This is a genomic window from Microcoleus sp. bin48.metabat.b7b8b9.023 (assembly GCF_013299185.1).
GTDB lineage: Bacteria > Cyanobacteriota > Cyanobacteriia > Cyanobacteriales > Microcoleaceae > Microcoleus.
The window spans coordinates 39,823-61,395 of the sequence record NZ_JAAFKG010000008.1 but is presented as its reverse complement, the minus strand read 5'-3'; the positions used below and the strand labels follow the sequence as shown (position 1 = coordinate 61,395).

10 protein-coding genes are annotated in these 21,573 nt (G+C 44.1%); 1 reads left to right on the top strand and 9 read right to left on the bottom strand.

The annotated features are described in order from the left end of the window. Window positions 1–271: 271 nt before the first annotated feature. The 8 genes from QZW82_RS06980 to QZW82_RS06945 all read right to left on the bottom strand — a co-directional run bounded on the left by QZW82_RS06980 (window position 272) and on the right by QZW82_RS06945 (window position 17,162). On the bottom strand, window positions 272–787 hold the full coding sequence (locus tag QZW82_RS06980; protein ID WP_293146469.1) for a DUF1499 domain-containing protein: 516 nt from the start codon (window positions 785–787) through the stop codon (window positions 272–274). A 68-nt stretch (window positions 788–855) separates the two neighbouring features. Further along, a complete protein-coding gene (locus QZW82_RS06975; RefSeq protein WP_293146467.1) occupies window positions 856–2,514 on the bottom strand; it encodes an adenylate/guanylate cyclase domain-containing protein in 1,659 nt (552 codons plus the stop codon). Next, entirely contained in the window at window positions 2,489–5,161 is a 2,673-nt protein-coding gene (locus QZW82_RS06970) for a response regulator (protein ID WP_293146465.1), read from the bottom strand. Before QZW82_RS06970 ends, QZW82_RS06975 begins: the two co-directional genes overlap by 26 nt. A 444-nt stretch (window positions 5,162–5,605) precedes the next feature. Next, window positions 5,606–8,245 (bottom strand): response regulator, encoded by a 2,640-nt coding sequence (locus QZW82_RS06965; RefSeq protein WP_293146463.1) that lies wholly within the window; start codon window positions 8,243–8,245, stop codon window positions 5,606–5,608. Window positions 8,246–8,572: 327 nt separating this feature from the next. Continuing rightward, complete coding sequence (locus QZW82_RS06960) at window positions 8,573–11,065, bottom strand: response regulator (RefSeq protein ID WP_293146461.1); 2,493 nt, start codon at window positions 11,063–11,065, stop codon at window positions 8,573–8,575. Continuing rightward, window positions 11,062–11,457, bottom strand: coding sequence for a response regulator (locus tag QZW82_RS06955; RefSeq protein ID WP_293146459.1), 396 nt, complete (start codon window positions 11,455–11,457; stop codon window positions 11,062–11,064). The genes QZW82_RS06960 and QZW82_RS06955 overlap by 4 nt, the downstream gene beginning before the upstream one ends. A 314-nt stretch (window positions 11,458–11,771) precedes the next feature. After that, window positions 11,772–13,196 carry a response regulator gene (locus tag QZW82_RS06950; RefSeq protein WP_293146457.1) on the bottom strand — a complete coding sequence of 475 codons (1,425 nt, stop codon included), beginning with the start codon at window positions 13,194–13,196 and terminating at the stop codon, window positions 11,772–11,774. 6 nt (window positions 13,197–13,202) lie between these two features. Then, window positions 13,203–17,162, bottom strand: coding sequence for a PAS domain S-box protein (locus QZW82_RS06945; RefSeq protein ID WP_293146455.1), 3,960 nt, complete (start codon window positions 17,160–17,162; stop codon window positions 13,203–13,205). 75 nt (window positions 17,163–17,237) lie between these two features. Here QZW82_RS06945 and QZW82_RS06940 point away from each other — a divergent pair, with 75 nt between their 5' ends. Continuing rightward, on the top strand, window positions 17,238–17,438 hold the full coding sequence (locus tag QZW82_RS06940; RefSeq protein WP_293146453.1) for a hypothetical protein: 201 nt from the start codon (window positions 17,238–17,240) through the stop codon (window positions 17,436–17,438). 313 nt (window positions 17,439–17,751) lie between these two features. On the opposite strand, the gene QZW82_RS06935 is transcribed toward QZW82_RS06940, so the two are convergent. Further along, the gene (locus QZW82_RS06935) at window positions 17,752–20,523 is read right to left on the bottom strand and encodes a family 10 glycosylhydrolase (RefSeq protein ID WP_293146451.1); all 2,772 of its coding nucleotides are present in this window, start codon (window positions 20,521–20,523) and stop codon (window positions 17,752–17,754) included. Between the last annotated feature and the right edge of the window lie 1,050 nt (window positions 20,524–21,573).

The window sequence follows — 21,573 nt, the reverse complement described above, 5'->3', positions numbered from 1 at the left end:
AAAGTCTGAACTGCTCAATTTAGGGCGTTTAATACTATAGGAATACAGCGCGGTGTCGGTGCTAGCGCACTCAGCGATTCAATACTGGATTGAGTCACAATACGGTTCAGTTAGGGCTAGTGTCATTGCGAGGAACGAAAAAAAATTAGGTACGTTGTTGGGCTTTAGCCCTCTTTCTCTATCAGTCTAAAGAGGGCTAAAGCCCAACAACGTACCTGTAGTTTCAGAATGTTCTAGGAGAGAGGCTTCAGGAAAGCTAGAAATTTTAGGTTTAGAGTGGATTTAGTTGAGCTCTGATGGTTTCTATGCGTTTGCGGTTGACTCCTAAATCCGACTGTCCCAGACGCGAAGCCGATCGCACGTGAATCACCTTTGCCCCATCATCTACCAAAAATTCCACATCATCCACAAAGCCCATCAAAGCACTGCTGAACTCCGCATACAGGTAATTATCGGTTGCGGTGATAATTTTAGTTTTGCCCGAGGACTCGATCGCCCCTTTGAGCTTAGCCATAGCCTCAGCAGGCGACGAAGTGTAAGCCAAAGGCTCAATTTGGTGCTCGGCATCTTGACTGAAGCTGCTGACGCAGTTGGGGGAAGCAGGGCACGCTGCCAGTTTTCCTGATACAATGCCGATATTAGTAGGTCTTTTTCCAGCAAACATGGTTTTTTCTCCGGGAATTAGGATAAAAGTTGCGATCGCCAGTACCGCTACAGCTACCAGCGATATTAAAACAACTAGGACTCTTTTCAATGCTGTCGGCGATTTTGTTTCAACTGTTTGCAAAGGATGAGTTCTCCAGAAAGTGCGATTTAGATCTAATTTTAATATTAATTGAAATTGACATCTCAAACCTAAATAGATTGAGTTTGTTCTTCGAGCAACCAGTAAGTCAGCATTGTTCCTTTACCTTTAACCGTGATAGGCCCCCGTTCTTCAAAAATAAACTGCTCTTTCAAACGCTCGTAAGTCTTCGCCGTCACTTGAATTTTACCCGGCAATCCGTTCGACTCCATCCGCGAAGCAACATTCACAGTATCTCCCCACAAATCATAGCTAAATTTGCTAATCCCAATAATTCCCGCCACCACCGAACCGCTGTGAATTCCGATCCGCAATTGAAAACCTTCTCCAATTTTGAGATTAAACTTTCTCAAAGCTGCCTGCATATCCAAAGCTAAAAGTGCGATCGCCTCAGAGTGATCTTGGCGCGCCGTCGGCAAACCCCCAACCACCATGTAAGCATCCCCAATCGTCTTAATCTTTTCCAACCCGTGCAACTCAGACAACCGATCGAACTCCGAGAAAATTCCATTCAAAATTTCTACCAACTGCGTCGGACTTTTGTGAGCCGAAAACTCTGTAAAACCCACCAAATCAGCAAACAATACCGTCACCTCATCAAAATGATCCGCGATCGGGTTTTGGCCTTTTTGCAAGCGCTCAGCAATAGGTTTAGGCAAAATATTCAGCAGCAATTTCTCTGTTTGCTCTTGCTGCACTTTCAGCGCTGCTTCAGCTTGTTTCCGCTGAATCAGCGAACCGAGCTGCGTAGCAACCGCACTCACCAATTCCAGCAAGCGCGGCTGAGATTCCAGAACTTTTTCGCGATAAAAAATCAAAATAGCTAACACTTGATTTTCCGCCAAAATTGGCAAACCAAAAGCTGCTTTCAATCCCACATTTACCGCAATTTCCGATCGCAGAAACACTTGTTCCGGTGCAGTAGAAACATCCTCGATCCATTCGGACTGCTGCGACTGCCAAATCCTCCCTGGGAGTCCCACACCAGGAGCAAAAGTTAGCTGCCAACTTGTCTGTCGGAATTGGGCAAAACTCGAATCGCTGACGTACCTGCCTCTAGCACATCTTAAAACGCCGTCACTGTTAGGAATCCAAGCTTCGCCCAGATTCCATTCAATAGTTTGGCAAATTAAACCTAAAATCACATCTATAGCCGACTCAAAATTGTCAGATTTGCTAATAGCTTGAGTTGCCTCCAGCAGCAATCTTGTTTCCATTTCAACCTGACGGCGTTCGGCAATTTCCTGGTGCAACTGGACATTTTGATCGGTCAATTTTTGATTTTTTTCTTGCAGTTGCATTTGCAAAGAACGCACGGTCAGTTGATTGCTCACTCGCGCCAATACTTCTTTCACCTGAAAAGGTTTTGTGATATAATCTGCTCCGCCTACTTCAAAAGCTTTTGCCTTATCTATTCCTTCTTCTAACGCGCTGATAAAAATGATGGGAATTTCGCTAAATTGCGGTTGTACTTTCAGTTTTTGACATAATTCATAACCGTTAATATCCGGCATCATAATATCCAGCAAAATCAAATCTGGGACGCTAGACTGAATTGCATCTATAGCCGAAAAACCATTAGTAACAGGTCTAACTTTATAGCCATTTTTTTGCAAGATTCTAATCAACAAACGCAGATTGTCTGGCGTATCGTCAACTACTAAAATATCTGCTTGATAGTTTTCAGTTTGTTCCGCCTTCATCTCCACGATCTGATTCCTCCGCCTCGGCAACTAAATTGAGAATTTTCTGGTAATCAAAATTATCGAGATGACCCTGGAGGATTTCGGCAAATTCAGGATGAGCATCCCTTATTTCCTCGATTGTTATCCCAATTAAGTCAAAATCAGCACTGCGGATTACCTGCCTCATGTTATCTATCCATTGTGCGGGAAGTATGGGTAAATAAGCAAGCGCATCATTAGACTGGGAGTCAGATAGATTGTGGCGATCGCCCGCTGACATCAAATCCGTTGAGTTAGAGTATAGATACTTCACCCCTAAATGTTTGTGAAGAGTATCAAAGATATCATTTTTGCGGAAGGGTTTGTTAATAAAATCGTCGCAGCCGACGAATAAAGCAAACGATCGCCTCCCTTCAATGGTACTAGCTGTCAAAGCAATAATCTTCGGAATCAGAGGTTTGACACCAGAGACGTTGATTTCCTCCCCCATTGCTTGCTTGGACTGTCTCTGCTGTATCCTGAGTCTAATTTCCATCGTCGCTTCGCAGCCATCCATCACCGGCATTTGCAAATCCATCAAGATTAAGTGCGGCTGCCAGTTTTCCCACATTTCTACCGCTTCACGGCCGTTGCTAGCCTGTTTCACTGCAAAACCCAAGGGAGAAAGCATTTTGACTAAAAGTTGGCGGTTGTCTTTGCGATCGTCCACAACTAAAATCCGGTAGGAAATCCCATCTGGTTCCACTCCCATCACCTGGCTGCTGATTTCCGGGGTAGGAATCGAAGCGGCATCAACTGCATCAACTTCAATCTCAAATCTAAAAATCGTACCTCGATTTTGCTCGCTTTCCACAGTAATATTGCCGCCCATTAGCCGTACAAATTGGCTGCTGATCGTCAAGCCTAAACCCGTCCCTTTTTGAGCTTTTTGACCGGATTCTGTTTGCACGAAGGCTTGAAAAACCTTGCCCAATTCTTCGGGAGAAATGCCACTTCCTGTATCTTCTACTTCAAATTGCAGAAACAACGAACCAGACAAATCTAAATTATTCTCCGTCAAATTTCCACTCTCAGGCAGAGTGTAACTTGTCGAACCATCTAAATTTGTAGGACTTTCAGCGGCAATGACAATTTCGCCTTCTGAATCATTTCCTCTTGCTTCTTCTCTATTACTTCTATCTGTCACATCCATGACATCCCCTACATCTGTCCCCGCCGAACTGCCTTGCCTAAGAGGCCTCACTCTTACAGATACCCCGCCAACTCTGGTAAATTTCATGGCATTACTGAGGAGATTGATTAGCACTTGGCGCAGTTTTACCTCATCAGTTCGCACGTACTCCGGAACATCTGTATTTCGCTGGAAAACTAACTGCAAACCTTGATTTTTCGCTCGTAGTTGAAACATATCTTCCATTTCGTCAAGCAAGTCGTAGAGATTGAAGTTTGTCGGAAAAACAATCATCCGGCCCGCTTCGATTTTTGCCAAGTCTAAAGCTTGATTGATTAAAGTCAGCAAGTGTTCGCCGCTGCGGTGAATAATTCTGATATTGTCTCGATCGTCTGCTGTTAGATTCGGGCTAGATTCGACGATTTGAGTAAAACCGAGTATGGCATTGAGGGGGGTACGCAACTCGTGGCTCATGTTGGCGAGAAACGTACTTTTTGCTCTGTTTGCTGCTTGGGCAGCTAATGCAGCCTGTTGCAGTTGTTCTGTGCGTTCCACAATGTCAGCTTCTAAGGTACGCTGGTAATTTGCGAGGACTCTTTCTGCTTCTTTGCGCTCGCTGATGTCTTGAATAGCTGCGATCGCAAAAACAACATTTCCGCTGCTGTCAAAAATTGGCGTAGCAGTTACCTCTAAAGTAATTATCAAACCGTATTGAGTGATTTCAACATCATCAACTTTGACAGATTCCCCTCTCAGCGCCCGTAAAATCGGAAAATTTTCAGGAAAATATAGGCGATCGCTCTCGCCGTTATAAAATTGATCCATTCCACGCCATGTTTGGGCAGCCCTCGCGAGGACAGTTTGTGAATCAAGCAATTCCTGCGCTGCATGATTCAAATACGCGATCGAGCCATCGGGATTGTAAACAGATACCCCCACCGGCAAAGCTCCTAAAAATTGATTCAGCCGACTTTCACTCGCAGATAATTCCTCATTGGCTAGCTTCAAGTCTGCGTTTACCACCTCTAACTCCGCATTGACTCTCTTTAACTCCTCGTTGGCTTGTTGTCGCTTGATAGTTTCAATTGTTAATTTTTGGTCTTGCAAATAACTGTGTATTGCTTCTACTACTGTTATTTGCAAATCTTCATCTTGCCAAGGTTTCTGGATGTATCTGTACAACTTAGCATACTTGATGCTGTTGCTCAGAGCTTGTAAATCGGCTTGTCCCGTCAGCATAATAGTCAGCGTATCGGGCGATTGTTCGTGAATTTGTTTGAGCAGCTCGTCCCCTTTAATATCCGGCATGATGTAATCGGAAAGCACCAAAGCTATTTCATGCTCATCAGCCCGCAAATCTGCCAGCAATTCCAAAGCATCTTCTCCACCTTCTGCCGTTTCAATAATGCACCGATCGCCGATCGCCTTTTTGAGCTCAATCTTTAAGCTTTCCAAAACATCAGGCTCGTCATCTATACAAACAATCACAGGTTTCTTCATAAATTTATTTGCCATTTTTTTGTTGAATATTTACTTATTCAAGGCAAAAAGAGTTGTTTGGTTTCGCTTTTTTTGCCAGTTTCACTGCCTTGCCACCCCAGTCAGAAAGTTGATTTTAGATTTACACCACAGATAAAATTGAGAGCTTTTGCATGATTGTTTGATTTACAGAGAAACTGGTAAGCGATGTAGATAATTTCAAGATTGTTTGTGAATGACTGCAATTCAAGTCTAGTCTAAAATTTTGATATTGCCACCACTAAAGATGAATTGTATCTATTATTTTTAGCCATCAGTCATCCAGAGATTTTTTTTCAGACTTCACCCCTGAAAATTGGATCTGAAGCCTCCCCCTAAACGGGGGAAATCAAACAAAATGATTCATTCCTCCAATCCTCTTCTATCGACTGCTATGGGTAGCTGTCAACTGTCAACTGTCAACTGTCAACTGTCAACTGTCAACTGATCACCCGTACTATTAAATTTCTCTGCTTCGATAATTAAGTTGAGAATTTTTTGGTAATCAAAATTCTCTAGATGACCTTGAAGGATGTCGGCAAATTCAGGATGAGCATCCCTTATTTCCTCGATCGTCCTCGCAATTAAGTCAAAATCAGCACTGCGAATTACCTGCCTCATATTATCCATCCATTCTGCGGGAAGGTTGGGCAAAGAAGCAGACAAAGTATTAGAAGAATCAGATAGGTTATTGCGCTCGGGCATTGAATCAGATCCTGTCAATTCAGAATAGATATAACTCACCCCCAAATGTTTGCTCAGCGTATCAAATATATCCATTTTGCGGAAAGGTTTTCTGATAAAGTCATCACAACCCATCAACAAAGAAAAAGCGCGTTTCTCTTCATGGGTACTAGCTGTTAAAGCAACAATCTTCGGGTTCAGGAATTGAGGATTGGGAATATCCATCTTCCCCTCGCCTTGTTCCTCTTCCTTTCTCCGCTGTATCCTCGATCTAATTTCGATCGTCGCTTCGTAGCCGTCCATCACCGGCATTCGCAAATCCATCAAAATCAAGTGCGGCTGCCAATTTTCCCACATTTCTACCGCTTCACGGCCGTTGCTAGCCTCTTCGACTCCGAAACCCAAGCCAGAAAGCATTTTGACTAACAGTTTGCGGTTGTCTGTGCGATCGTCCACAATTAAAATTCGATAGTATGGCTGATCGGGTTCCATTCCAATCACCTCACGGATGATTTTTGGAGTGGCAATTGCAGCGGCATCAACTGCACTAACTTCTATGTCAAATCTAAAAATAGTACCCCGTTCTAGCTGGCTTTCTACAGTTAGAACGCCACCCATTAACCGTACAAATTCATTGCTAATTGTCAATCCCAAACCAGTACCTTGTTGAGCTTTTTGACCGGATGCTGTCTGCACAAATGCTTGAAAAAGATTGCCCATTTCTTCTGGGGCAATACCAACTCCCGTATCTTCTATTTCAAACTCCAAAAACAGAGAATTAGAAATATTTAAATTATCCATTCTTGCCAATACTTTACTTTCAGACTGACGGGAAATTATAGGATTTCCTGGATAATTGCTTGCTTCTAAATCTGAATCTGTCGAATTTTTCAAGGGACTGACAATTTCCCCTTCATCGCTTATTTCGGCTATATTCGCGATCGAATTCGCTGCTGAAATACCTTCTAACTTCCGGCGCACTCTTACTGACACCCCGCCGATTTGAGTAAATTTCATGGCATTACTCAGAAGATTGATTAGCACCTGGCGTAGCTTCACTTCATCGGTTCGCACGTACTGCGGAATGTCAGCATCGCGCTGGAAAATCAACTGCAAATCTTGATTTTTCGCTCGCAGGTCAAACATTTCTTGCAATTCGTCAAGCAAGCAGTAAAGGTCAAAGTTAGTCGGAAGAAGTGTCATCCGCCCCGCTTCGATTTTTGCCAAGTCTAAAGCTTGATTGATTAAAGTCAGCAAGTGTTCGCCGCTGCGGTAAATAATTCTGATATTTTCTCGGTCTTCTACTGTCAAATTCGGGCTGGGTTCGACGATTTGAGTAAAGCCGAGTATGGCATTGAGGGGTGTACGCAACTCGTGGCTCATGTTGGCAAGGAAGGTACTTTTCGCTCTGTTTGCTGCTTCGGCGGCGAAGGCAGCTTTTTGCAGTTGTTCTGTGCGTTCTACAATTTCAGCTTCTAAGGTGCGCTGGTAATTGGATAGGAAATTTTCTAATTCTTTGCGCTGGCTGATGTCTTGAATAACTGCGATCGCAAAAACAATATTTCCGTTGCCGTCAAAAATGGGTGTGGCACTTATTTCTAGAGTGATTGTCAGCCCGTATTGAAGGATTTCAACTTCATTCACCTTGACATATTCCCCTCTCAGCGCCCGCAAGATCGGAAAATTTTCAGGGAAATACAGCCGATCGTTTTCGGCGTCATAAAATTGAGAACCTGCAACTAATTGTTCAACACTGTTGCCTAGCATACTGTCTGCCAAGCCAGTATCTGCATCCAGCAACTGGTTGGTGGCATGATTGATATAGGCGATAGAGCCGTCGGGATTGTAAACAGATACCCCCACAGGCAAAGCTGCTAAAAATTGATTTAACCGGCTTTCACTCGCCGACAATTCCTGGTTTACTATCTGCAACTGCTTGTTTGCTTCTCGCCCCTTAATAACTTCATCAGCCAACTTTTGGTCTTGCAAATAGCTGTGAACTGCTTCTACTACTGTTAACTTCAAATCTTCCTTTTGCCAAGGTTTGGGGATGTAGCGGTACAGCTTGGCATACTTGATAGCGTGACTCACTGCCTCTAAATCTGCTTGACCAGTCAGCATAATTTTCAGCGTATTGGGCGATCGTTCATGAATTATTTGGAGCAGTTCGTCTCCTTTGATATCCGGCATGATATAATCAGAAACGACTAAAGCTATTTCGTGTTCGTCCGCCTGTAAATCTGTTAATAACTCTAAAGCATCTTCTCCTCCTTGCGCTGTTTCAATAATACACCGATCGCCGATCGCCTTTTTTAGTTCAATCTTTAAACTGTTCAGAACATCAGCTTCGTCATCAATACAAACAATCACAGGTTTTTTCATGATTTTGCTTCCCGGAGTTTTTTTTGCTTCTCTCTTTGCTGCTACAATTTTGGTAAAGAATCAGATTTCAACCGATTTTTTTTACCAACTTTTTTGGGTAACACTAGATTGAGTTGAATCTCGATCGCCATTTCAATGTGATCCTCTAGAGGAAATTTCCCGATCGACCTTCACGCCTGAAAATTGGATCTGAAGCCTCCCCCTAAACGGGGGAAATCAAACAAAATGATTCATTGCTCCAATCCTCTTCTATCGATGGAAGAGGTAGCTGTCAACTGTCAACTGTCAACTGTCAACTGTCAACTGATGAACTCTACCATGCTATTTTTATGCCTCGGCAATTAAAGTAAGAATTTTCTGGTAGTCAAAATTATTGAGATGATCCTGGAGGATTTCGGCAAATTCAGGACGATCGTACCTTAATTGCTCGATCGTCCTCGCAATTAAGTCAAAATCAGCGCTACGTATTACCTGCCTCATGTTTTCTATCCATTCTGCGGGAAGTGCGGGCGAGTAAGCAAGCGCAGCATTAGAGGTAGCGTCAGATTGATTGTGGCGATCGCCCGTTGGGATAAAATCAGTTGAGTAAGAGTAGAGGTACCTCACTCCCAAATGTTTGTGGAGCGTATCAAATATATCAGTTTTGCGGAAAGGTTTGCTAATAAAATCGTCGCAGCCTATAGATAAAGCAGACGATCGTTTCTCTTCAATAGTGCTAGCTGTCAAAGCAACAATCTTCGGAATCACAGAGCCGTTTTCTTGTCGCTCTTGCTCTTGCTGCTGTATTCTGTTCCTAATTTCTTTAGTAGCTTCATAGCCGTCCATCACTGGCATTCGCAGATCCATCAAAATTAAATGCGGCTGCCAATTTTCCCATATTTCTATTGCTTCGCAGCCATCGCTAGCCTCTCGCACTCCAAAACCCAAGGGAGAAAGAATTTTGACTAAAAGTTGGCGGTTGTCTTCGCGATCGTCTACAATTAAAATTCGATAGCAGGGTTGATTTGGTTCCAACCCAGTAACTTCCCGGTTAATTTCTGGGGCAGGAATATTAGCAACATCAACCACACCTACTGGAATCTCAAATTTAAAATTTGTGCCGCGTTCTAATTCACTTTCTACGACGATTTCTCCTCCCATCAGCCGGACAAATTGACGGGTAATAGTCAATCCCAAACCCGTACCCTTTTGAGTTCTTTGACCCGAAGATGTTTGCACAAATGCCTTGAAAATATTCCCCAATTCTTCCGAAGCAATACCAACGCCTGTATCTTCTATTTCAAACTGAAGGAAAATTACCCGCTCGTCAGTTAAATCATCAGGCTCATCTGTGGGTACAACAGTTGCCACATCAATTCTATTGGTGGCAAAGTCTCTAATACTTTTTGTAGTATCAATGCAAGCTGTGGGATTCCCCAATAAATCAACTATTCTAGATTTTTCTAATTGTGAAACCCTTAAAACGATCGAACCTTGTTCCGTAAACTTAATTGCATTGCTGAGAATATTTATCAGCACTTGCCGCAGTTTGACATCATCGGTTCGCACATACTGGGCAACGTCATTTGCTCGCTGAAAAAGCAACTGAACCTCTTGATTCTTTGCCCGCATTTGAAACATATCTTGTAAATCGTCAAGCAAGCGGTATAAGTCGAAGTCTTTAGGGTCAAGTATCATCCGCCCCGCTTCAATTTTTGACAAGTCTAAAACTTCATTGATCAGGGCCAGCAAGTGTTCGCCACTGCGGCGAATAATACTCAGATTTTCGTGGTTTTCGACAGTAAAATTGGAGCTGCCTTCCATGATTTGTGCAAACCCCAGTATCGAATTGAGAGGAGTCCGCAATTCATGGCTCATATTGGCCAAAAACGTGCTTTTAGCTTTGTTTGCAGCTTCAGCAGCTAAGGCGGCTTGTTGCAGTTGTTCTGTGCGTTCGTCTATTTTGGTTTCTAAGGTGTGCTGGTAATCTGCTAGTATTTTTTCGGCTCGTTTGCGATCGGTAATATCTTGAAAAGCTGCGATCGCATAAACAATATTTCCCCTAGCGTCAAAAATTGGGGTAGTATTGATCTCGATCGCAATTATTTTGCCATCTTGACGGATTTCTACATCGTCAACCCTGACAAATTCTCCTTTGAGCGCGCGCAAAATTGGTAGATTGTCCGGCGGGTAAAGCTCATCAGTATTGGCAACATAAAGTTGATAAGTTGCAGCTAATTGTTCCGCAGTGCTTTCCGGGATAGTGTCTGCACCCAGCAAATCCCGCGCTGCTTGGTTGAAATAGGCGATCGAGCCGTCGGGATTGTAAACAGATACCCCCACGGGCAGAGCTGCTAAAAATTGGTTCAGGCGGCTTTCGCTCGCCGACAGCGCCGCATTTACTTCTTGCCGCTTCAGGATTTCATCTGTTAACTTTTGGTCTTGCAAGTAACTGTGAATTGCTTCTACTACCGTTAATTTCAAATCTTCATTGTGCCAAGGTTTAGGGATGTAACGGTACAATTTAGCATACTTTATAGCATTGCTCAGAGCTTCCAAATCAGCTTGCCCAGTCAGCATAATAGTCAGCGTATCGGGCGATCGTTCGTGAATTTTTTTAAGCAGTTCATCCCCTTTAATATCCGGCATAATATAATCGGAAAGCACCAACGCAATCTCGTATTCATCCGCCTGCAAATCTTCCAGTAACTCTAAAGCATCTTCCCCCCCCTCAGCCGTTTCAATAATACACCGATCCCCGATCGCCTTTTTCAGTTCAATCTTTAAACTGTTCAAAACATCAGGTTCGTCATCAATACATACAATCACAGGTTTTTTCATAATAACTTTGCCAGCCCAGATTTGATCGTATCTATTAACTCTTTACTTTTCCACGGTTTGTACAAACAGCAGTATAAATCGGCTTCTTCTACTGCCCGCTGAAGAGCAGCTTTATCCGCTTGCCCCGTCAACATCACCTTAACGATTTTAGGATATTTTTGGTGAACTCTAATTAACAGTTCGTCACCTTTAATTCCCGGCATCAGCCAATCAGAAACAACCACAATCACCTCAGCTTCTGCTGGAAACTCCTCCAGTAAATCTAAAGCTTCATCACCACTTTCAGCTAATTCGTAAAAATAATCATCTTTAAATTCATTCTTGAGCTGCATCTTGAGAGTCTTCAAGATATCGGGTTCATCGTCAACGCAAAGAATTACAGGCTTATTCATCTTTTGCTCTCTGCTATTATTTTAATGGGTTTACCGACATGACTTGCTTCTGTGTTATTGATTTGGGGCGAGGATGCACTATCTATGTCCCCTATTTTATTTTAATAGAACTTCACAAAAGAAACCCGGTCAATCGCAATAAATCTTATGTTTGTCAGCGAGACAGCCCCTGTCGCTATCGGGAATCAGCCCCTGCGGATAATACCATTTTGGCATTGGAGGATTGGGGATGTTCGATTGGGTATCACTGATGACAATCGGGGTTTGGTGCTTGCTGACAGTGGCATTCTTTTTTTAACAGGTGTAAGTTTAGTTTAATAGATTGGGAGGGAGACTGTAAAGCTTGTCTGTCCCGGTACCGACTCTACAGCAATTGTACCTTCATGTTTGTCAACAATTTTTCTCACGATGTCCAATCCCAAACCGCTACCTTCCCCCGCAGATTTAGTCGTAAAAAATGGGTGAAAAATTTTGGGAATAACTTCTGGGGGAATACCTTTGCCGTCATCAGTAAATTTGAGGACAAGATTTGTCTCTTGCTGCTTAGTTTCAATCGTCAAAATACCTTTATAATCCATTGCTTGCAGGGCATTGTGAATTAGATTTGTCCAAACTTGATTTAAGTCATCGGGATAGCACATAATTTTCGGTAAATCTCCATAGTTTTTGACTACTTCTATGCCGTGTTTCAGTTGATTTTGATAAAGAGTTAACACCATTTCAATGCCATCATGCAAGTTCGCCTGCACTTTTTCTTGCTTGCTATCGAAATGAGCGTAGCTTTTTAAGGCAAATACTACTTTTCCCGACTTGGCTGTCGCTCTTTGGATCAGGCTAATACTTTTTTTAAAGCTCGCAAACTGGTAAGCAGTATTGAAAACCACTTCCCAATCCGGCAATTTAAAAAATGGCAACAATTCTTCTATGCGATCGTAAATCTCCATGTCAACTAAACTATCCGCTATTTCTTCCGCATTTTCAATGCCTCCTGCCATCAACTCGTTAGTCAACTGCTGCTTAATTTTGCGCTTTTCTCTGCTAGTAAATAGCGTTTCGTGATTTATAGATCTGTGCAGCAAAGCTAAAAAACAAGCTTGGCTTTCTTCAGAAAGTTGTTGAAAAAATTGAGGCATTTTTTCTAAATTTTCGTCCCAAAAATTAGAAATATTATCGATAGATGAACCTATGATGCCCAGCGGAGTATTGATTTCGTGGGCAATGCCGGCAATCAGTTGTCCCAGTGCCGCCATTTTTTCCGATTGAATCAAATGCTCTTGTGTCGCTTGCAATTGGTAGATAGCAGTTGCTAAATCTTGATTTTTTTCTTGCAAACTTTGTTGCAACGAACAAATTTTTAAATGAGTTTCGATGCGGGCTAAAACTTCTTCAACCTGAAACGGTTTGGTAATAAAGTCCACTCCCCCAACTGCAAAAGCTTTAACTTTATCCATCACGTCGTTAATCGCACTGATGAAAATCACCGGGATGTCTTTTGTTACTTCAGAATCTTTGAGGTGCTGACAAACTTCATAGCCATCCATCTCCGGCATCATAATATCCAGCAGGACTATATCTGGGGGCATTTTTTGAGCGGCAGACAGTGCTAGCTTGCCGTTGGGAACCGGGCGAACTTGATAGCCTTTGTCGCTCAAAATTCCTGCCAGCAGCCGCAGGTTTTGTGGCGTGTCGTCCACCACTAAAATATTAGCTCGATTGGTGTTGGGTAAAGTTAAATTCATCGGTATTTACTGTTGTTCGCTGCGCTCGATTATGGTCAAAATTCTGTCATATTCAAAATTATTAATGCAATCTTGAAGCGTGGCAGCCAGAGAGGGGTTGATAGTGCCGATTTGTGCGATCGAACTGGCGATCGCCTCCATGTCTACACTCAAAATATTTTGCTTGAATTGAACCCTCCAGTCTGGAGAAAGAGAGGCGATCGCCTCTGGTGTCAGCACATCCTGACTAGACTCCCCCGCACCCCCCATACTGACCTCTGTTGGCTCTTCATAAATATAGCGTACTCCTAAATGTTTCCCCATGGCCGCAAAGATATCTTCCTCTCGGAACGGTTTCCGCATAAAATCATCGCAACCCGTCGAAAGAATCACCGCCCGTTCTTCCTCCAAAACACTAGCAGTCAGGGCAACAATCGCCGTTGCTTGCCCGCCAGTTGTAGTTTTAATCTGTTTCGTTGCCTCGTACCCGTCCATTACAGGCATTCTCATGTCCATCCAAATTAGATGCGGTTCCCAATCCCTAAAAATATCCACCGCTTCTTGACCGTTATTCGCTTCTCTCAACAGAAATCCCAACGGACTGAGAAGTTTTACTAACAGTTGGCGGTTCAAAGGTTTGTCGTCCACAATTAGCAAGCGGTAAGGTGGCTGATTCGGTTCGAGGGCAACAACTCGACGTAGAGCTTTTTTGCTTTCAATATCACTAGCTTCCACCAGGTGAACTTGGATGTCAAACTGAAATAGCGCACCCTTGCCCACCTCGCTGCTAACAGTAATTTCACCTCCCATCAATTGCACGAACTGGCGGCTGATCGCTAAACCTAAACCCGTGCCTTCTTGAGAATCTTTACCCGTTGTTGTCTGCACAAATGCTTCAAACAACTGATGGATTTCTTCGGTGGCAATGCCTGCACCAGTATCTTGAACTTCAAAGTGAAGCGAGTAGCGGCCGGGCATTTCATCAGCGCTGTTTTTGTGTAAATTCCGCTTTCCTCCTTTCACTTGCACAGACACTCCACCTTGTGAAGTAAATTTAATTGCATTGTTGAGCAAATTAATTAATACTTGGCGCAATTTCACTTCATCTGTGGAAATGTAATGGGGAACTTCTGCATCTCGATCGAAGATTAATTGCAAGTCTTTTTCCTCAGCTTTGAGAGCAAACATATCTTCTAAATCGTCGAGAAGTCGGTATAAATCGAAACTTTTTTCATTAATGGTAGTGCGTCCGGCTTCAATTTTTGACAAGTCTAAAACTTGGTTAATTAACGTCAGCAAATGCTCGCCGCTCCGCAGGATAATCCCGACATCTTCTTGATTTTCGGGAGACAAATTTTTACTGCGGATCATGACTTGAGCAAAGCCGATGACTGCGTTCAGGGGCGATCGCAATTCGTGGCTCATATTGGCGAGAAACGTACTTTTAGCTTTGTTGGCTGCTTCGGCGGCTTCTTTCGCCTGCTCCATTTTGATTTGTGCTTGTTTGCTATCCGTAATATCTTTAATAAAACCTTCGTGATAAAGTAGATTTCCTGCGGGATCGCACACGGCCCGACAATTTTCGGAAATCCAGATGATGCTACCATCTTTGCGGTAAATTTCCGATTCAAAGTTAGACAGTATCCCGTACTCGTCGATCAGCGCTACAAATTCGCTGCGGCGGTTGGGTTTCACGTAAAGCTGGTTCTTGAAATTCGGCTGTGCTGCGATTAATTCTGCGGGCGATTCGTAACCGTAGAGTTCAGCTAAAGCGGGGTTGGCGCTGAGGTATGTCCCGTCAGCAGCAGTTTGAAAAATGCCATTCAAAGCGTTTTCATAAATGTTGCGATACTTTTCTTCTGCTTCGCGGAGGGCGGTTTCTGCTTTTTGGCGATCGGTAATATCGCTCGAAATCGAGAGAAAACAAGCTTCTCCGTCAATATCGATGGTTTCAATAGACAGCAGGGCAGTTCTTTCTGTACCGTTTTTTTTGCGAAATCTCAGCTCGTAATTGTGAAGGGCTGTCTGGTTTCTTAACATTTGAATCATGCGATCGCGCTCTCCTAGACTCGCCCAAAAATTCAGATCTACGGCTGTTTTGCCAATAATTTGGTCGTGCGTGTAGCCAATCATCCGGCAAAAGCTTTCATTAACTTCTATGTGGCGACCGTCACTGATTCTCGTGATCGTAATTGCATTTGGACTAGAACGAAAAGCTTTAGAAAACTTTTCTTTTGCCTTGGCAAGAGCGGCGGTACGTTCTGCAACTTGCACTGCTAAGTTTTGGTTGTATTCTTTTAACAGTTGCTCCGCTTGTTTGCGTTCCGTAATATTTTGAAAAGCGCACATCCCGTAGATAATATGTCCTTGGGCGTCGTAAATAGGAGTTCCCCAAACTTGTAGGGGAACAGTTTTGTCACTGGAGGAGATTTCCATGTCATCGACAGTGACACTTTTGCCCTGCAAAGCATTTAAAATAGGGTCGTGTTCCGCCGGGTAAATTTCCTGGGTTCCAGCTAAATAAACTTTGTAAGCTTGGCGCAAATTTTCGGCATCTGCTGCTATGATTCCTTGACCAAAAAGTTGCTCTCCTATAGGATTAATGTAGTGAGGTTTACCATTTTTTTCGACAATAAAAATGCCTAGCGGTACTGCATCGAGAAATTGTTTAACTCGGCTTTCACTTTCCGAGAGCGAAGTAAATGAATGCTGCAATTGCTCTGCCATGCTGTTAAAAGCAGTGGCAAGTTCTCCGAGTTCGTCAGAACGATAACTCACTAATTTTGTATCCCACTCATTGCTCGCCAAAGCTTTCGCGGCCAAATTTAACATTAAAATCGGTCGCACCACCCATTTCGCAGTCAGAATCCCTAGAATTGTCGCTGTTATCAAAGCTGCAACCGACAGCCAAATCGTCGTGCGCGTATTAGAGTTAATTTGCTCCATAAAATCAGACTCTGACACAACCACCACAACCAGCCAATTTAAGCCGTATTCGTCAGTAATGGGAAAAACTTGGAGAAATTCTTGTTGCCCGTCGATCTTAAATTCAAATTGATAGTTTTGCTGAATATTTTTTAAACTGACGAAGTGATTTTTCAAAAAAGCAACACTAGAGCGCATAATTAAATTATCGCTGTTTACTGCTTGAATGCGTTTGGAATCTTTGGCTTTTCCCGTTAATATGGCTTGACTTTTAATCGAGCTTGCCACTAAATCACCTGTCGGTTCGAGAATAAATACTTGCCCTGAACGACCAAATTTTAGCGTTTGCAAAAAATGACTAATTTGGTTGATTCCCAATTCAGAGGCGATAACTCCTAACAGTTTGCCACTGCTATTATAAAAAGGTCTGCTCGCTTTTATTTGCAGCACGTTATAGCCAAAATTTATGTAAACTTCGCTCCAAGTAGGCTTTCCTTGCTTGATAGCACTCGTATAAAAAGGACGGTTACGTGGATCGTAGTTAGGAACTTTTTTAGCAAGTTTGACGCGGTTGGCATTATTGTCGATGTTGTAGTAGTAAAGATCGCCGCCACCTGGGGTCAGTTGTTCTGCAATCTGCGGTTGTTCCGAAGTTGATTCTCTATCGATCCAACCGACACGGAAAGATTGACCTTCTGCATTGGCAAGGCCAGCATTGCCTAAAGAAGGGAAAGCTTGAACTTGCCGCCAAAAATAAAGTTCAGCTTCTGAGAGTTTTTGAAAGTCTAACAAGCCCTGTTGCAGGGCATAATAGTTAATTTGATTGACTTGTTGGGGAACTTGGAGGTAGCTTTTGACGCGATCGTAAACTCGGTTGCTAATTTCTTGTCGCAACTGAGCGGCCACATCGTTGACCGCGCGCTGACCGTTTTGGAACGACAGCCAACCTACAACTCCTACTATGCCAACAATTTGCACTAAAAAAGGAAGCACGAGCACAGTTTGTAATGGAGCTTTGCCGATAATTTTGGTAGCAAAGCGATTCAGCGGTTTAGGAAACATATTCATCCTAAAAATAATTGAAATTGGTCGTGGAAATTAGTAGATCTTAAAGTCTTGGAGCGATACAGGAGGGAGTTGTCTCAAATCCGGTTCCTGACTCATCGTAAAAGTGTTGGCGATCGCCTTTTGAGAGTTTTGAGGACTTCCCTCGTGACTGCACAATTAGAGTTTTTTAACCTGATTTGCGAGTGCGAAGCAATCCTGGGTGTTGGCGATCGCGATCGGATCGCTTGCCTTCCGGTCTTCGGACACGCAATAGAGATGTCCGCGGCATAAGTAGGTGGTTACAAATAAAGATTACATCAGTTGGGCGGGTGAAAGCGCTGCTCTACTAGCTTCTATCATAGAATTTTAACCGACACCAGCCCTTACAAGAGAATCAGGTTTTTTTTGATGACCTACTTACTTGTTGCGGGAAATGCAGATTGGTATAACTGCTATGCAGATATTGTCCGTACTGACAACTGTCCAGGGTATTAATTTAAATTAATCTAGCGTATTTCAAGAGAAAGTTTTTGGAGAACTATCGATGCAGGTGATTGGGTACGATCGCACTATCCGCAGCCACCGGCACCCGAAACACCTGCATTTACCTGCGATTCAACTCCACCCTTTCGCCGTAACGCAACAACATATCCAAGCTTTCCAAACGATTTTGCCAAGTTTGCACCTGATAGCTATTTTCCCCAGAATGCAAGCGCATCGTAGATTGAAATTGAGCTTCAAAACTCGCCAACAATCTTTTAGCAGTTGTTAAGCTTTCGGCAGAAGGACTTGCAGCCAATCTGCTCAAGGCAACACCCAATTCCTCCGATCGACTTTTGAGAACTTTCAATTCAGATTCCGACACCCGCAACTGATTGTTAGCCAACAAAAAACTCCATTCCTGCTTGAGAGCAGTATAGCGCGAAGCTGCTGCTGCAAAGGGCTGGCGGTAAGGAATTGGTTCGGAAGCAGAAGTTGTTAGCGAAGCCCTGGTAGACGATCGCACTCTGACACCTTGAGTCCGGTTAAAAAAGCCCTGCATCCCGCTGCTGATACTTTCCACCGCAAAAATAGCATAGCCCCCAGTCGGCAAATCGCGCAAAGCTTGAATTTGGTCGATCGCCACAACTTCCGGGAGTGTCAACAACTTAACCGAGGGAGAAATCAAGGCCGAACCGAGCATTTGTTCCTTTGCTAGCGGTTCCGTAATGCGTTGAAGTCGGTTCGTATCCAAAGCATAAGTCATCGGCACAATCAAGTCTACAATCCCCTGACGGGCCCAAACTTCCCAATTTTGCTGAATTTTGTAAATCCGCTGACTTTCGGGGTGGGGAAACACCGCGACTGACAGAATAGTGCGCGGATAATTCTGCCGCAAAAGCTGAGATACTTCAGCTACAAAACTATTAATTTGATTGGTTTTAAACTCAACCCACTGGCGCCACAAATTGCCAGAACTCGGCGAAATATTCACCGGATCGGTACCAGTTAACTGTTTAAATTGCTGCCTTGCTGCTGAACCGTAACCGTAGACAAAACCTGCATTGTCATCTTGAAAAGGATAGCGAATGTAGTCTAATTGCACACCATCTACTTTGTATTTGCTGGTAATTTCGCTGATAATTCTTAGTAAATAATTCCGCGCTTCCGGGTTTGCAGGATCGAGATAAAATTTTCCATCGTTAGGGTTTTGGGTGCGTCCTTTATTGTCAATGTTTGCCCAATTTGGATAGGCCGAAAGTACCGGGCCTGGATAAGAACCAGGTTTGCCAATTAAAGTATTGTGGCGTTTATTGCCCGTGGCAAAAGTCCAAATCCAAGCGTGCAGTTCTATGCCTCGCTCGTGGGCTAATTTAACCGCAGATTCCAGAGGATCCCAGCCAACTGTGAGGGGGTTTTGTTGCGGTGCAACTTGACTGGGATAAATCGGATATCCGGCATTTAAAGTTTCAAAGAAAACCGTATTGATTCCGGCGGCGGCAAGTCGATCGAACACCGAGGCCAAACCCTGTTCCGATCGCGCTGCGACGATCGTACCGCGATCGAGCCAAACGGCGCGAATTTCCGCCCCAACGCGCTGCCCTTCCTGGGGGTAATTTTGCCACAGCAACTGGCGCGCTTGCACCCACTGCTGCCTGATCTCAGCGTATTTTTGCTCTTGCAGGAGTTGGTCAAAATTTTGCAAAACCTGACGGGCCTTGGCGATCGCCCCTGTGGTTGCTGCTGGCAAAACCAACGGGCGACTCGCCTGCGGCCCACCGACACTGTTGTTTGACGCCACCAATTGAGGGGGGATAGCAGCATTGATATTGACCGCAGTATTGCCTGAATTAGCTGCTGTCAGGGCGCTTTCAAACCTGCCGAGGAGGTTGGTGAGTTCTTGGCGCATCAAGTAGGCTTCAATGCTGACGATCGGCTTATTGGAATTTATCTGCACGTCCAAACCCGCAGGCGCCGACTGATCCGAAGGGTCTGTAAAAGTTGCAGGTACGGGATCGGGAAGGGGGGGAGAAGGAGAAAGTCGGCTCAGCGGAGTATTGCGCGGCGAACTGGGGGTATTTCTCGTGACCCTGGAGGGGGGATTTGGCAGCGGTGGTGCGGCTGCTGTTGGCGGCTCGACAGGCCTACCCACAGTTCCTCCCCAGCGGGCGATCGAGGCCCGCAGCCAAGCCGAGTCTATATTTGGAGAACCGTCGCTACCCCAGCGCCAGCCGAGATAGGTAGCGCGATCGGTGGCGATCGCAGCGGAGGAACCGGAACTATCTTTCCAGGTAGCGATGGTTTGACTGTTCGCGTCGGCGGGAATCAAGACGCCGCCTTGAACCGAGGCATTTTTTTGTTCTGGGGGAACCCAGTTGCTAGAACTGGTACAAGCGAGATCGCGGCAGCGGGTGCGGGGTTGCACACCTCCCCGCTGAGTCAACGGAAAAGCCCAATAGGCCCCGAGGAGCGATCGTAAAGATTGACGTACCAAGGCTGGGGAACTGCGGCCGACTGGGCCTGAAGCAATCAAGCGGCCTCCCTGTTTTGTCCAAGCTTCTAAAACTTTAATTTGCGCCGGAGTCAAAGTTTCTATATTGGGCAAAAACAGCACGTTAACGCCTGCTAAATCCGCCAAATTTTTGATGTCTTCGAGATTTATTGGTTTGTAAGCAATGCCGCTTTCCCAGAGGCGCGTGGTAATCTTCACCCAGTCGGGGGAATTCTCGGAACTGCGAACAACTCCCAGAACTACTTGGGCAAAACTGGGAGAGGGAAATAGGATCGAGAGATTGAATAATGTACTCGCTAGAGTCCCAATGAAGACTCTTTGCAAGAAGGTGAAAAAGCGAATTTCTTGATTTCTATCGGGCTTTTTGATTTGTTGTATTGACACGAGAATTACCCACCACACCACTTAGGAAAATTTCAATAAAAATTTCGAGGAATTAATCCGCACACTACAGTTTTTTATCACGTCCTGCAACCTAAATCAGGAAAATATGCGATCGCCCGCCTACAATGGGATCGAATTCGAGCGAACCGATCTCAGGTGCGATCGAACGATCGCCATAAAAAAGGTTTGTAGTGAGGACTTTAGTCCGCATTTAGGAAGGACTGAAGTCCTCACTACAAACCTTACTTACTGTTTGTAGTGAGGACTTTAGTCCGCATTTAGGAAGGACTGAAGTCCTCACTACAAACCTTACTTACTGTTTGTAGTGAGGACTTTAGTCCGCATTTAGGAAGGACTGAAGTCCTCACTACAAACCTTACTTACTGTTTGTAGTGAGGACTTTAGTCCGCATTTAGGAAGGACTGAAGTCCTCACTACAAACCTTACTTACTGTTTGTAGTGAGGACTTTAGTCCGCATTTAGGAAGGACTGAAGTCCTCACTACAAACCTTACTTACTGTTTGTAGTGAGGACTTTAGTCCGCATTTAGGAAGGACTGAAGTCCTCACTACAAACCTTACTTACTGTTTGTAGTGAGGACTTTAGTCCGCATTTAGGAAGGACTGAAGTCCTCACTACAAACCTTACTTACTGCTTGTAGTGAGGACTTTAGTCCGCATTTAGGAAGGACTGAAGTCCTCACTACAAACCTTACTTACTGCTTGTAGTGAGGACTTTAGTCCGCATTTAGGAAGGACTGAAGTCCTCACTACAAACCTTACTTACTGCTTGTAGTGAGGACTTTAGTCCGCATTTAGGAAGGACTGAAGTCCTCACTACAAACCTTACTTACTGCTTGTAGTGAGGACTTTAGTCCGCATTTAGGAAGGACTGAAGTCCTCACTACAAACCTTACTTACTGCTTGTAGTGAGGACTTTAGTCCGCATTTAGGAAGGACTGAAGTCCTCACTACAAACCTTACTTACTGTTTGTAGTGAGGACTTTAGTCCGCATTTAGGAAGGACTGAAGTCCTCACTACAAACCTTAC

Bases quoted from the DNA above. Each gene is read 5' to 3' on its own strand.
- QZW82_RS06945 (WP_293146455.1), bottom strand. From the start codon at position 17,162: ATGTTTCCTAAACCGCTGAATCGCTTTGCTACCAAAATTATCGGCAAA.
- QZW82_RS06965 (WP_293146463.1), bottom strand. From the start codon at position 8,245: ATGAAAAAACCTGTGATTGTTTGTATTGATGACGAAGCTGATGTTCTG.
- QZW82_RS06970 (WP_293146465.1), bottom strand. From the start codon at position 5,161: ATGAAGAAACCTGTGATTGTTTGTATAGATGACGAGCCTGATGTTTTG.
- QZW82_RS06950 (WP_293146457.1), bottom strand. From the start codon at position 13,196: ATGAATTTAACTTTACCCAACACCAATCGAGCTAATATTTTAGTGGTG.
- QZW82_RS06960 (WP_293146461.1), bottom strand. From the start codon at position 11,065: ATGAAAAAACCTGTGATTGTATGTATTGATGACGAACCTGATGTTTTG.
- QZW82_RS06955 (WP_293146459.1), bottom strand. From the start codon at position 11,457: ATGAATAAGCCTGTAATTCTTTGCGTTGACGATGAACCCGATATCTTG.